This is a genomic window from Enterobacter sp. 6722112, assembly GCF_058661685.1.
Map to the genome: position 1 here is coordinate 564,576 of NZ_JBZWGR010000007.1, position 13,981 is coordinate 578,556.

A 13,981-nucleotide genomic window follows, 5' to 3' on the forward strand; every position below is an offset into this window, starting at 1 on the left:
TCATGGCAGATTACCAGGGCAAAAAAGTCGTTATCATCGGGTTAGGCCTCACCGGCCTCTCCTGCGTAGACTTTTTCCTTGCACGTGGCGTGACGCCGCGCGTGATGGATACGCGCGTCTCTCCGCCGGGTCTGGACAAGCTGCCGGAGCAGGTAGAACGCCACCTGGGTGGTCTGAATGATGAGTGGCTGCTGGCCGCCGATCTGATTGTTGCCAGTCCCGGTATGGCGCTGGCGCATCCTTCCCTGAGCGCCGCCGCGGATGCAGGCGTTGAGATTGTCGGCGATATCGAACTGTTCTGCCGGGAGGCGCAGGCCCCGATCGTCGCCATTACCGGTTCAAACGGTAAAAGCACCGTCACCACGCTGGTGGGGGAAATGGCGAAGGCGGCGGGCAAAAATGTCGGCGTGGGCGGTAACATTGGTCTGCCCGCTCTGATGCTGCTTGATAAAGGGTGTGAGCTGTTCGTCCTTGAGCTTTCCAGCTTCCAGCTGGAAACCACTTCAAGCCTGCATGCGGCGGCGGCGACGATCCTAAACGTCACCGAAGATCATATGGACAGATACCCGTTCGGCTTGCAGCAGTACCGTGCGGCCAAACTGCGCGTTTATGAAAATGCCAAAGTTTGCGTAGTGAATGCCGATGATGCACTCACCATGCCGGTGCGCGGCGCAGACGATCGCTGCATTAGCTTCGGTATTAATATGGGTGACTATCACCTTAACCGTCAGCAGGGCGAAACCTGGCTGCGCGTGAAAGGTGAGAAAGTGCTGAACGTGAAAGAAATGATGCTCTCCGGCCAGCATAACTACACCAATGCCCTGGCGGCGCTGGCGCTGGCGGATGCCGTTGGCCTGCCGCGATCTTCAAGCCTGAAGGCGCTCACCACCTTTACCGGCCTGGCGCACCGGTTCCAGCTGGCGCTGGAGCACAACGGCGTACGCTGGATTAACGATTCCAAAGCGACCAACGTGGGTAGCACCGAGGCGGCACTGAACGGTTTGCACGTTGATGGCACGCTATACCTGCTGCTGGGCGGCGACGGTAAATCGGCTGACTTCTCCTCGCTGAAGCAGTACCTCAACGGTGATAACGTGCGCCTGTATTGCTTTGGCCGCGATGGCAGCGAGCTGGCAGCGTTGCGTCCTGAAGTCGCCGAGCAAACCGAGACCATGGAGCAGGCGATGCGCCTCATCGCCCCACGCGTGAAGCCCGGCGATATGGTACTGCTCTCACCAGCCTGTGCCAGCCTCGATCAATTCAAGAGTTTCGAACAGCGGGGTGATGTCTTTACCCGCCTGGCGAAGGAGTTAGGCTGATGCGTTTATCTCTCCCTCGCCTGAAAATGCCGCGCCTGCCAGGATTTGGTATCCTGGTATGGCTGTTTACGGCGCTGAAAGGCTGGGTGATGGCTTCCCGGGATAAAGATTCCGACAGCCTGATCATGTACGACCGCACGCTGTTCTGGCTCACGCTGGGGCTGGCGGCGATCGGCTTTATTATGGTCACCTCGGCGTCAATGCCTGTCGGACAGCGTCTGGCAAACGACCCGTTCCTGTTTGCCAAGCGTGACGGGCTGTACATCATTCTCGCGTTCTGCCTGGCAATGATCACCTTACGTCTGCCGATGTCGTTCTGGCAGCGGCACAGTACAGCCATGCTCATCGCCTCAATCATCATGCTGTTGATCGTGCTGGTTGTCGGGAGCTCCGTTAACGGGGCATCACGCTGGATTGCCTTTGGGCCACTGCGTATTCAGCCCGCGGAGTTCACCAAACTGTCGTTGTTCTGCTACCTGGCTAACTACCTGGTGCGTAAAGTTGACGAAGTTCGTAACAACCTTCGTGGCTTCTTAAAACCGATGGGCGTGATTCTGGTCCTCGCGATCCTGCTGCTGGCGCAGCCCGACCTCGGTACGGTAGTCGTACTGTTTGTCACTACGCTGGCGATGCTGTTCCTGGCGGGCGCAAAACTGTGGCAGTTCATTGCCATCATCGGGATGGGGATTTCGGCGGTGGTGCTGCTGATCCTCGCCGAACCCTACCGTATCCGCCGTGTGACCTCGTTCTGGAACCCATGGGAAGATCCGTTCGGCAGCGGTTACCAGCTGACGCAGTCGCTGATGGCGTTTGGTCGCGGCGAAGTCTGGGGTCAAGGCCTGGGCAACTCGGTGCAAAAACTGGAGTATTTACCGGAGGCGCACACCGACTTCATCTTCTCCATTATTGGGGAAGAACTGGGTTATATCGGTGTGGTATTGGCGCTATTAATGGTATTCTTCGTCGCTTTCCGCGCCATGTCGATTGGCCGGAAAGCGCTGGAGATCGATCACCGCTTCTCCGGTTTCCTGGCCTGCTCAATTGGTATCTGGTTTAGCTTCCAGGCGCTGGTAAACGTTGGGGCGGCAGCGGGTATGCTGCCGACCAAAGGTCTGACGTTGCCGTTGATCAGTTATGGTGGTTCGAGTCTGTTGATCATGTCGACGGCCATCATGTTTTTGTTACGCATAGATTATGAAACGCGTCTGGAGAAAGCTCAGGCGTTTACACGAGGTTCACGATGAATCAACCGAAGCGGTTAATGGTGATGGCAGGCGGTACCGGTGGACACGTGTTCCCGGGACTGGCGGTTGCGCACCATTTAATGGAACAGGGCTGGCAGGTACGCTGGCTGGGAACCGCAGACCGCATGGAAGCCGATCTGGTACCTAAACACGGTATCGAGATCGACTTTATTCGTATTTCTGGCCTTCGTGGCAAAGGGATCAAGGCGCAGCTGCTGGCGCCGGTGCGCATTTTCAATGCCTGGCGTCAGGCGCGCGCCATTATGAAGCGTTTTAAGCCTGACGTCGTTCTGGGCATGGGCGGTTACGTTTCCGGTCCGGGCGGACTGGCGGCGTGGTCACTGGGCATCCCCGTTGTTCTGCATGAGCAGAACGGTATTGCCGGGTTGACCAACAAATGGCTGGCAAAAATCGCCACCAAAGTTATGCAGGCCTTCCCCGGGGCATTCCCGAAAGCGGATGTCGTAGGGAATCCGGTACGTGTGGACGTGCTGGCGCTGCCGCTGCCAGATACGCGTCTGGCGGGTCGCGAAGGGCCGGTGCGCGTGCTGGTCGTCGGCGGTTCCCAGGGCGCACGTATTTTAAACCAGACGATGCCGCAGGTTGCGGCAAAACTGGGTGATGCGGTGACCATCTGGCACCAGAGCGGGAAGGGCGCTCAGCAGACCGTTGAGCAGGCCTACGTGCAGGAAGGTCTGCCGCAGCATAAAGTGACTGAATTTATTGATGATATGGCCGCAGCCTATGCCTGGGCCGATGTTGTGGTCTGTCGCTCGGGCGCGCTGACGGTGAGCGAAATCGCCGCCGCCGGTTTACCGGCGCTGTTTGTGCCGTTCCAGCACAAAGACCGACAGCAGTACTGGAATGCGCTGCCGCTTGAGAAAGCGGGCGCAGCGAAGATTTTTGAGCAGCCACAATTTACCGCTGATGCGGTCGCCACTACCCTGGCGGGCTGGAACCGGGATGTATTACTGGAGATGGCGCAACGCGCACGCGCGACCGCTATCCCGGATGCAACGGAACGGGTGGCAAAAGAAGTGAGCCTGGCAGCCCAGGCATAATTCTCGCAGTGCGTGTTGCGCTGCACGATTTTTTTGAAGTAGTCGATGGCGTTTAGAGAATGAATACACAACAACTGGCAAAACTGCGTTCTATCGTGCCCGAGATGCGTCGCGTCCGGCACATTCACTTTGTCGGCATCGGTGGTGCTGGCATGGGCGGTATTGCCGAAGTGTTAGCTAACGAAGGCTATCAGATCAGCGGGTCTGACCTGGCGCCAAACCCTGTTACGCAGCAGCTGGCGTCGCTGGGGGCGACTATCTATTTCAATCATCGCCCGGAAAACGTGAGCGATGCGAGCGTGGTTGTGGTGTCCAGCGCTATCTCCGCGGATAACCCGGAAATCGTTGCGGCGCATGAGGCGCGCATCCCGGTGATCCGTCGCGCGGAAATGCTGGCGGAACTGATGCGTTTCCGTCACGGCATTGCGGTGGCCGGTACGCACGGTAAAACCACCACAACAGCGATGGTCTCCAGCATTTATGCGGAAGCGGGTCTCGACCCGACGTTCGTTAACGGTGGTCTGGTGAAAGCCGCTGGCGTGCATGCGCGTCTGGGCCACAGCCGTTATCTGATTGCGGAAGCGGATGAGAGCGATGCGTCGTTCCTGCATCTACAGCCGATGGTGGCGATCGTCACCAACATCGAAGCTGACCATATGGACACTTACCAGGGCGACTTCGAGAACTTAAAGCAGACCTTTATTAACTTCCTGCACAACCTGCCGTTCTATGGCCGTGCGGTGATGTGCGTGGACGATCCGGTTATTCGCGAGCTGCTGCCGCGCGTCGGGCGTCAAATTACGACCTACGGCTTCAGCGAAGACGCGGATGTACGCGTAGAAGATTACAAGCAGATCGGTGCGCAGGGGCATTTCACCCTCGCGCGTCAGGATAAAGACCTGCTGCATGTCACCCTGAACGCGCCGGGACGTCACAACGCCCTGAATGCGGCAGCGGCGGTGGCTGTTGCGACAGAAGAAGGCATTGACGATGAAGCGATCCTGCGCGCACTGGAGAGCTTCCAGGGGACGGGCCGTCGCTTCGACTTCCTCGGTGAATTCCCGCTGGAGCCGGTAAACGGTAAGCCAGGTTCTGCGATGCTGGTAGACGACTACGGTCACCATCCGACGGAAGTGGACGCAACCATCAAAGCGGCACGCGCGGGTTGGCCGGAAAAGAATCTGGTCATGATCTTCCAGCCGCACCGTTACACGCGTACTCGCGATCTGTATGACGATTTTGCCAACGTCCTTTCGCAGGTCGATACCCTGCTGATGCTGGATGTTTATGCAGCGGGTGAAACTCCGATTCCGGGTGCGGACAGTCGTTCTTTATGTCGTACCATCCGTGGACGCGGTAAAGTGGATCCTATTCTGGTTCCCGACCCGGCGCAGGTGGCTGAAATGCTTGCCCCGGTCCTGACGGGTAACGATCTGATCCTGATTCAGGGCGCGGGAAATATCGGCAAAATCGCCCGTACCTTAGCTGAAATCAAACTGAAGCCGCAAACTCAGGAGGACGAGCGTCATGGCTGATAAGATTGCTGTCCTGTTTGGCGGCACTTCCGCCGAACGCGAGGTTTCTCTGAATTCGGGCGCTGCCGTGCTGGCGGGCCTGCGTGAAGGTGGCGTGGACGCGCATCCGGTTGATCCGAAAGAGGTGGACGTCACGCAGCTGAAAGCGATGGGCTTCGATAAAGCCTTTATCGCGTTGCACGGTCGCGGCGGTGAAGACGGCACGTTGCAGGGGCTGCTGGAGCTGATCGGCATGCCGTACACCGGCAGCGGCGTGATGGCATCCGCCATCTCCATGGATAAACTGCGCAGCAAACTGCTGTGGCAGGGGGCGGGTATGCCCGTTGCGCCATGGGTTGCACTGACGCGTCGTGAATATGAAATGGGTCTGTCGGACAGCGTTAATACACGCATTGCGGCACTGGGCTTACCGGTTATTGTGAAGCCGAGCCGTGAAGGGTCGAGCGTGGGAATGTCCAAAGTCGATAAAGCTGTAGATTTGGCTGACGCTTTAGCACTTGCATTTCAACATGATGAAGAAGTTCTGATTGAAAAATGGCTTAGCGGGCCGGAATTTACCGTCGCGATGCTTGGCGAAGAAATTTTACCGTCAATTCGCATCCAACCCGCCGGAGTCTTCTATGATTATGAGGCGAAGTATCTCTCTGATGAGACGCAATATTTCTGCCCAGCGGGTCTTGAAGCAGAGCGTGAGGCCGAATTACAGTCTCTGGTGCTTAAAGCCTGGAATGTGCTGGGATGTCGTGGCTGGGGACGCATTGACGTGATGCTTGACGGTGACGGGCAATTTTATCTGCTGGAAGCAAACACGTCTCCGGGTATGACCAGCCATAGCCTTGTGCCGATGGCGGCGCGTCAGGCGGGAATGAGCTTCTCGCAGTTAGTCGTACGTATTCTGGACCAGGCGGGCTGATATGTCTCAGGCTGCATTGAACACGCGCAACCGCGATGACGAAGAAGAATATTCCTCTTCGCGCCGGAGTAATGGAACGCGTCTTGCAGGGATCATCTTCCTGCTCGGGGTGCTGTGCACCGTGTTTATCAGCGGCTGGATGGTGCTGGGCTGGATGGAAGACGCGCAGCGGTTGCCGCTGTCGAAGCTGGTGGTGACCGGGGAGCGACACTACACGCGTAACGATGACATTCGCCAGTCGATTCTGGCGCTTGGGTCGCCTGGCACCTTTATGACGCAGGACGTCAACATTATCCAGAGTCAGATTGAACGTCTGCCGTGGATAAAACAGGCGAGTGTCAGAAAACAATGGCCAGATGAATTGAAGATTCATCTGGTTGAATATGTGCCGATTGCGCGTTGGAATGATCAGCATATGGTTGACGTAGACGGAAATTCGTTCAGCGTCCCGAGCGATCGTGTCAACAAGCAGAATTTACCGATGTTGTATGGCCCGGAAGGCAGCGAAAACGAAGTATTGCAGGGTTTTCGTGAGATGGGGCAGGTGCTGGCTAAGGATCGCTTTACGTTAAAAGATGCTGCGATGACGGCGCGCCGTTCCTGGCAGTTGACCCTAACGAATGGCATTAAGCTCAATCTTGGCCGCGGCGACACAATGAAACGTCTGGCGCGTTTTGTAGAACTTTACCCGGTTTTACAGCAGCAGGCGCAGACGGATGGCAAACGGATAAGCTACGTTGATTTGCGCTATGACTCAGGCGCAGCAGTCGGTTGGGAGCCGGCTCCGGTCGAGGAACCTAATCAGCAACAAAATCAGGCACAGGTACAGGCAGAACAACAATGATCAAGTCGACGGACAGAAAATTGGTAGTAGGACTGGAGATTGGCACCGCGAAGGTTGCCGCTTTGGTAGGGGAAGTTCTGCCCGACGGTATGGTCAATATCATTGGCGTGGGCAGCTGCCCCTCCCGTGGTATGGATAAAGGTGGGGTAAACGACCTTGAGTCGGTGGTGAAATGCGTTCAGCGCGCCATCGACCAGGCTGAATTGATGGCAGATTGCCAGATTTCCTCTGTCTATCTGGCCCTGTCTGGTAAGCACATCAGCTGCCAGAATGAAATCGGTATGGTGCCGATTTCTGAAGAAGAGGTGACGCAGGAAGACGTTGAGAACGTTGTCCACACGGCGAAATCCGTGCGTGTTCGCGACGAGCACCGTGTGCTGCATGTGATCCCGCAGGAATACGCGATCGACTACCAGGAAGGCATCAAGAATCCGGTCGGTCTGTCGGGCGTGCGTATGCAGGCAAAAGTGCACCTGATCACATGTCACAACGATATGGCGAAGAACATTGTAAAAGCCGTTGAACGTTGTGGCCTGAAAGTTGACCAACTCATTTTCGCCGGTCTTGCCGCGAGCTATTCCGTGCTGACCGAAGACGAACGTGAACTGGGCGTCTGTGTGGTCGATATTGGTGGTGGTACAATGGACATGGCCGTCTATACCGGCGGTGCGTTACGCCACACCAAAGTGATCCCGTACGCCGGGAATGTGGTGACCAGCGATATCGCTTACGCCTTTGGTACGCCACCGAGCGATGCAGAGGCGATTAAAGTGCGCCATGGTTGCGCGCTGGGCTCTATCGTCGGCAAAGACGAGAGCGTTGAAGTGCCGAGCGTAGGCGGGCGACCGCCGCGCAGCCTGCAACGCCAGACGCTGGCAGAGGTGATTGAGCCGCGTTATACCGAGCTGCTCAACCTGGTCAACGAAGAGATTTTGCAGTTACAGGAACAGCTTCGCCAGCAGGGTGTGAAACATCATCTCGCGGCGGGGATTGTATTAACCGGCGGGGCAGCGCAAATTGAAGGTCTTGCGGCCTGCGCTCAGCGCGTTTTCCATACGCAGGTGCGTATTGGTGCGCCGCTGAATATTACCGGTTTAACGGATTACGCTCAGGAGCCGTATTACTCAACGGCCGTGGGCCTGCTGCACTACGGGAAAGAATCCCATTTGAGTGGTGAAGCAGAAGTGGAAAAACGCGTCTCGGTGGGGTCTTGGGTCAAACGACTTAACACCTGGTTGCGAAAAGAGTTTTAATTTTTTTAAGAGACCGGAGAGAATTAGCGGTCTCGGGCGACAGGCACAACGGAGAGAGAGATTATGTTTGAACCTATGGAATTAACCAACGACGCGGTGATTAAAGTCATCGGCGTCGGTGGCGGCGGCGGTAATGCCGTAGAGCACATGGTGCGCGAGCGCATCGAAGGTGTTGAATTCTTCGCGGTGAACACCGATGCGCAGGCGCTGCGTAAAACGGCTGTTGGCCAGACGATTCAGATCGGTGGTGGCATCACCAAAGGTTTGGGAGCAGGGGCTAACCCGGAAGTGGGCCGCAACGCGGCAGAAGAAGATCGTGAAGCGCTGCGCGCTGCACTGGACGGTGCAGACATGGTCTTCATCGCAGCGGGTATGGGCGGCGGTACAGGTACCGGTGCAGCACCCGTTGTGGCGGAAGTCGCTAAAGATTTAGGTATTCTGACCGTTGCTGTCGTGACCAAGCCTTTCAACTTTGAAGGTAAGAAGCGTATGGCTTTCGCGGAGCAGGGTATCACCGAGCTGTCCAAGCACGTGGACTCTCTGATTACCATCCCGAACGACAAGCTGCTGAAAGTGCTGGGTCGCGGTATCTCTCTGCTGGACGCCTTTGGCGCGGCAAACGACGTGCTGAAAGGCGCGGTTCAGGGTATTGCTGAACTGATTACCCGTCCAGGTCTGATGAACGTTGACTTTGCAGACGTTCGCACCGTGATGTCCGAGATGGGCTACGCGATGATGGGCTCTGGCGTGGCGAGCGGCGAAGACCGTGCGGAAGAAGCCGCTGAAATGGCGATTTCTTCTCCACTGCTGGAAGATATCGACCTGTCTGGTGCGCGCGGCGTGCTGGTCAACATTACCGCTGGCTTTGACCTGCGTCTGGATGAGTTCGAAACCGTGGGTAACACCATCCGTGCGTTCGCCTCTGACAACGCGACCGTTGTTATCGGTACGTCCCTTGATCCGGAAATGAACGACGAACTGCGTGTGACCGTTGTGGCCACCGGTATCGGTATGGACAAGCGTCCTGAGATCACCCTGGTGACCAACAAACAGACTCAGCAGCCGGTTATGGATCGTTACCAGCAGCACGGTATGGCGCCTCTGACTCAGGAGCAAAAACCCGCTGCGAAAGTGGTGAACGACCCAACTCCACAAACGGCAAAAGAGCCAGATTATCTGGATATCCCGGCGTTCCTGCGTAAGCAAGCTGACTAAGAATTGGCTGGAATTTGGGGATTTGCGCTCTTTGTGCTAAACTGGCCCACCGTTAGTGATATACACTCTCGGTTGGATAGTTAATTTGGCGAGATTATACGATGATCAAACAAAGGACACTTAAACGTATCGTTCAGGCGACGGGTGTCGGTTTACATACCGGCAAGAAAGTCACACTGACGTTACGCCCTGCGCCGGCCAATACCGGGGTCATCTATCGTCGCACCGACTTGAATCCACCGGTAGATTTTCCGGCCGATGCCAAATCTGTGCGTGATACTATGCTCTGTACTTGTCTGGTGAACGAGCATGACGTGCGGATTTCTACCGTAGAGCACCTGAACGCCGCCCTGGCGGGTCTGGGTATCGACAACATTATGGTTGAAGTCGATGCGCCAGAAATCCCGATCATGGACGGGAGTGCTGCTCCGTTCGTTTATTTGTTGCTGGATGCCGGCATCGAAGAACTGAACTGCGCGAAGAAATTTGTTCGCATTAAAGAGACCGTTCGCGTCGAAGATGGCGACAAATGGGCTGAATTCAAACCGTACAATGGTTTCTCGTTGGACTTCACCATCGATTTTAACCATCCGGCGATTGACTCCAGCACTCAGCGCTATGCGATGAACTTCTCTGCGGATGCGTTCATGCGTCAGATCAGCCGAGCACGTACCTTCGGCTTTATGCGTGATATCGAATATCTGCAATCCCGCGGCCTGTGCCTGGGCGGCAGCTTCGATTGTGCCATCGTTGTTGACGATTATCGCGTACTGAACGAAGACGGCCTGCGTTTTGAAGATGAATTTGTTCGTCACAAAATGCTGGACGCGATCGGCGACCTCTTCATGTGTGGTCACAACATCATTGGTGCATTTACCGCGTTTAAATCCGGTCATGCACTGAACAACAAACTGTTGCAGGCCGTCCTGGCAAAACAGGAAGCCTGGGAATATGTGACCTTCGAAGACGAAGCTGAACTGCCGCTGGCGTTCAAAGCCCCGACTATGGTCCTGGCGTAACGGTTAAAGCCGTTTCGTAAGAAAAGCGACTGGTTCACCTGGTACTCTCTCCGACCAGGGAAGCCAGTCGTTTTTATTTCTGCCCTTCTTTAATTTGTCCCCCTCACCCCTGGCCTGTGTCGGGTGCCGAATAACGGTGTGTTCGCTGCATTATTGACCGTTTTTACCTGCTGCAAGGTGTCATTCCTGCTGCCGTGTATTGGCTTTAGTGGTAATATCTGGGCGCTAAAAAAGAATAACTGAACTCAGCCTGCACTGGCGGGCGAACGTGGTGGAGCAAGTGAGCGGAATACTGACGCGCTGGCGACAATTTGGCAGACGTTACTTCTGGCCGCATCTCTTATTGGGGATGGTCGCGGCGAGTTTCGGCTTGCCTGTGCTCAGCAACAGCGCAGACGCGGCCACGCCAGCACGTTCCACGACGACCAAACACGATCTCACCACACGGGTTAACTTCACTAATCTCGCATGGCTTGAAGCCAGCCGTCGTCCCAATTTCTCCGTTGATTACTGGCAGCAGCACGCGATTCGCACGGTTATCCGCCATCTGTCATTCGCGATGGCGCCGCAGACGATGCCTGTTGCGGAAGAAACGCTGCCGGTTCAGGCTCAGCATCTTGCCCTGCTCGATACGCTTAATGCGCTTCTGACGCAGGACAACCAGCCGCCAGTGACCGTAAATCAGACGGCGCAAACGGATTTTGTTTCCCCTGCATCCTTCTCTGTTTCGACATGGATTAGCCAGGTTCACGGCATCCGTGCCGGGCCTCAACGCCTCAGCTAAATTAACCTTTTTCAATACCTTAATTTATCTGCCCGACTGGGGCGTTTGAGAATTTATTATGCTAATCAAATTGTTAACCAAAGTTTTTGGTAGTCGTAACGATCGTACCCTGCGCCGCATGCGCAAAGCTGTGAACGTCATCAACGGTATGGAACCGGCGATGGAGAAGCTCACTGATGATGAGCTGAAAGCGAAAACCGCGGAGTTCCGTGCGCGTCTGGAGAAAGGTGAAACCTTAGAAAGCCTGATCCCGGAAGCCTTCGCCGTTGTACGTGAGGCCAGTAAACGCGTGTTCGGCATGCGTCACTTCGACGTGCAGCTGCTGGGCGGGATGGTGCTCAACGAGCGCTGCATCGCGGAAATGCGTACCGGTGAAGGTAAAACCCTGACGGCAACGCTGCCGGCTTACCTGAATGCGCTGACGGGTAAGGGCGTTCACGTTGTTACCGTCAACGACTATCTGGCGCAGCGCGACGCAGAAAACAACCGTCCACTGTTCGAATTCCTCGGCATGACCGTGGGCATTAACATGTCCGGCCTGCCGGCACCTGCCAAGCGTGAAGCCTATAACGCGGATATCACCTACGGCACCAACAACGAATACGGCTTCGACTACCTGCGTGACAACATGGCGTTCAGCCCGGAAGAGCGCGTCCAGCGTAAACTGCACTATGCGCTGGTGGATGAGGTTGACTCCATTCTGATCGATGAAGCGCGTACCCCGCTGATCATCTCCGGCCCGGCCGAAGACAGCTCCGAGATGTACCGTAAAGTCGACAAAATCATTCCTCACCTGCTGCGTCAGGAGAAAGAAGACTCCGATACCTTCCAGGGTGAAGGTCACTTCTCCGTGGATGAAAAAGCGCGTCAGGTCAACCTGACCGAACGCGGCCTGGTGAAAATCGAAGAGTTGCTGGTGGCTGAAGGCATTATGGAAGAGGGCGAGTCTCTGTACTCCCCGAGCAACATCATGCTGATGCACCACGTAACGGCCGCACTGCGCGCGCACGCCCTGTTCACCCGCGACGTTGACTACATCGTTAAAGACGGCGAAGTCATCATCGTCGATGAACACACCGGCCGTACCATGCAGGGACGTCGCTGGTCCGATGGCCTGCACCAGGCCGTGGAAGCGAAAGAAGGCGTGGATATTCAAAACGAAAACCAGACGCTGGCATCCATCACCTTCCAGAACTACTTCCGTCTGTACGAGAAGCTGGCGGGGATGACCGGTACCGCAGATACCGAAGCGTTTGAGTTCAGCTCCATCTATAAGCTGGATACCGTGGTAGTACCTACCAACCGTCCGATGATCCGTAAGGATATGCCGGACCTGGTATACATGACTGAAGCGGAAAAAATTCAGGCGATCATCGAAGATATTCGCGAACGTACCGCGAAGGGCCAGCCGGTACTGGTGGGGACCATCTCCATCGAGAAATCCGAAGTGGTATCTAACGAGCTGACCAAAGCAGGCATCAAACACAACGTTCTGAACGCCAAGTTCCACGCTAAAGAAGCAGATATCGTTGCGCAGGCCGGTTACCCGGCTGCCGTAACCATCGCCACCAACATGGCGGGTCGTGGTACCGATATTATGCTCGGCGGTAGCTGGCAGGCCGAAGTGGCGGAGCTGGAAAACCCAACCCCAGAGCAAATCGCGCAGATCAAAGCCGACTGGCAGGTGCGTCACGACGCGGTGCTGGCATCCGGTGGTCTGCACATCATTGGTACCGAGCGTCATGAATCTCGTCGTATCGATAACCAGCTGCGCGGTCGTGCAGGTCGTCAGGGTGATGCCGGTTCTTCCCGCTTCTATCTGTCTATGGAAGATGCGCTGATGCGTATTTTCGCCTCTGACCGTGTGTCCGGCATGATGCGTAAACTGGGCATGAAACCTGGCGAAGCGATCGAGCACCCGTGGGTTACCAAAGCGATTGCCAACGCCCAGCGTAAAGTAGAAAGCCGCAACTTCGATATTCGTAAGCAGCTGCTGGAATATGATGACGTTGCCAACGACCAGCGTCGTGCGATCTACACCCAGCGTAACGAACTGCTGGACGTGTCCGACGTGAGCGAAACCATCAACAGCATTCGCGAAGATGTGTTCAAAGCCACTATCGACGCGCACATTCCGCCGCAGTCTCTGGAAGAGATGTGGGATATCGAAGGTTTGCAGGAACGTCTGAAAAACGACTTCGATCTCGAACTGCCAATCAAAGAGTGGCTGGACAAAGAGCCTGAGCTGCACGAAGAGACCCTGCGCGAGCGTATCTACGAAACCGCGCTGGACGTCTACAAGCGTAAGGAAGAAGTGGTTGGCGCAGAGATGATGCGTCACTTCGAGAAAGGCGTAATGTTGCAGACCCTGGACTCCCTGTGGAAAGAGCATCTGGCGGCAATGGACTACCTGCGTCAGGGTATCCACCTGCGTGGTTATGCGCAGAAAGATCCGAAACAGGAGTACAAGCGTGAATCCTTCTCCATGTTTGCTGCCATGCTGGAGTCGCTGAAGTATGAAGTCATCAGCACCCTGAGCAAAGTTCAGGTGCGTATGCCGGAAGAAGTGGAAGCGATGGAGCAGCAGCGTCGTGAAGAAGCTGAGCGTCTGGCACAGATGCAGCAGCTGAGCCATCAGACCGATGAGAGCGAAGCCGCAGCGGCAATCGCAGCGCAGACGGGCGATCGTAAAGTCGGTCGTAACGATCCGTGCCCATGCGGTTCCGGCAAAAAATACAAGGCGTGCCACGGCCGTCTGAGCTAAGAACATAACAAACTGAAAAGGCGCAGATAT

11 protein-coding genes are annotated in these 13,981 nt (G+C 55.9%); all 11 read left to right on the forward strand.

Annotation, left to right across the window (positions count from 1 at the left end):
* Window positions 1-2 precede the first annotated feature (2 nt).
* The gene (gene murD / locus AC4OVU_RS04265) at window positions 3-1,319 is read left to right on the forward strand and encodes a UDP-N-acetylmuramoyl-L-alanine--D-glutamate ligase (protein ID WP_110292514.1); all 1,317 of its coding nucleotides are present in this window, start codon (window positions 3-5) and stop codon (window positions 1,317-1,319) included.
* Window positions 1,319-2,563, forward strand: a complete 1,245-nt coding sequence (gene ftsW / locus AC4OVU_RS04270) for a cell division protein FtsW (protein ID WP_006810115.1) — start codon at window positions 1,319-1,321, stop codon at window positions 2,561-2,563. The genes murD and ftsW overlap by 1 nt, the downstream gene beginning before the upstream one ends.
* Window positions 2,560-3,624: an undecaprenyldiphospho-muramoylpentapeptide beta-N-acetylglucosaminyltransferase gene (murG, locus tag AC4OVU_RS04275; RefSeq protein WP_110292513.1), complete on the forward strand. Its 1,065-nt coding sequence runs from the start codon at window positions 2,560-2,562 to the stop codon at window positions 3,622-3,624. The genes ftsW and murG overlap by 4 nt, the downstream gene beginning before the upstream one ends.
* A gap of 59 nt (window positions 3,625-3,683) precedes the next feature.
* Window positions 3,684-5,159 (forward strand): UDP-N-acetylmuramate--L-alanine ligase, encoded by a 1,476-nt coding sequence (murC, locus tag AC4OVU_RS04280; protein WP_003856345.1) that lies wholly within the window; start codon window positions 3,684-3,686, stop codon window positions 5,157-5,159.
* Window positions 5,152-6,072 carry a D-alanine--D-alanine ligase gene (locus AC4OVU_RS04285; RefSeq protein WP_110292512.1) on the forward strand — a complete coding sequence of 307 codons (921 nt, stop codon included), beginning with the start codon at window positions 5,152-5,154 and terminating at the stop codon, window positions 6,070-6,072. Before murC ends, AC4OVU_RS04285 begins: the two co-directional genes overlap by 8 nt.
* A gap of 1 nt (window position 6,073) precedes the next feature.
* The gene (ftsQ, locus tag AC4OVU_RS04290; RefSeq protein ID WP_003856342.1) at window positions 6,074-6,916 is read left to right on the forward strand and encodes a cell division protein FtsQ; all 843 of its coding nucleotides are present in this window, start codon (window positions 6,074-6,076) and stop codon (window positions 6,914-6,916) included.
* Window positions 6,913-8,169 carry a cell division protein FtsA gene (ftsA, locus tag AC4OVU_RS04295; RefSeq protein WP_003856340.1) on the forward strand — a complete coding sequence of 419 codons (1,257 nt, stop codon included), beginning with the start codon at window positions 6,913-6,915 and terminating at the stop codon, window positions 8,167-8,169. The genes ftsQ and ftsA overlap by 4 nt, the downstream gene beginning before the upstream one ends.
* A gap of 63 nt (window positions 8,170-8,232) precedes the next feature.
* Window positions 8,233-9,384: a cell division protein FtsZ gene (ftsZ, locus tag AC4OVU_RS04300; RefSeq protein WP_003856338.1), complete on the forward strand. Its 1,152-nt coding sequence runs from the start codon at window positions 8,233-8,235 to the stop codon at window positions 9,382-9,384.
* A 101-nt stretch (window positions 9,385-9,485) separates the two neighbouring features.
* Entirely contained in the window at window positions 9,486-10,403 is a 918-nt protein-coding gene (gene lpxC / locus AC4OVU_RS04305) for a UDP-3-O-acyl-N-acetylglucosamine deacetylase (RefSeq protein ID WP_003856337.1), read from the forward strand.
* A gap of 280 nt (window positions 10,404-10,683) precedes the next feature.
* Window positions 10,684-11,187 (forward strand): secA translation cis-regulator SecM, encoded by a 504-nt coding sequence (gene secM / locus AC4OVU_RS04310; RefSeq protein ID WP_032103219.1) that lies wholly within the window; start codon window positions 10,684-10,686, stop codon window positions 11,185-11,187.
* A 58-nt stretch (window positions 11,188-11,245) separates the two neighbouring features.
* Entirely contained in the window at window positions 11,246-13,951 is a 2,706-nt protein-coding gene (secA, locus tag AC4OVU_RS04315) for a preprotein translocase subunit SecA (RefSeq protein WP_015572673.1), read from the forward strand.
* Window positions 13,952-13,981 lie beyond the last annotated feature (30 nt).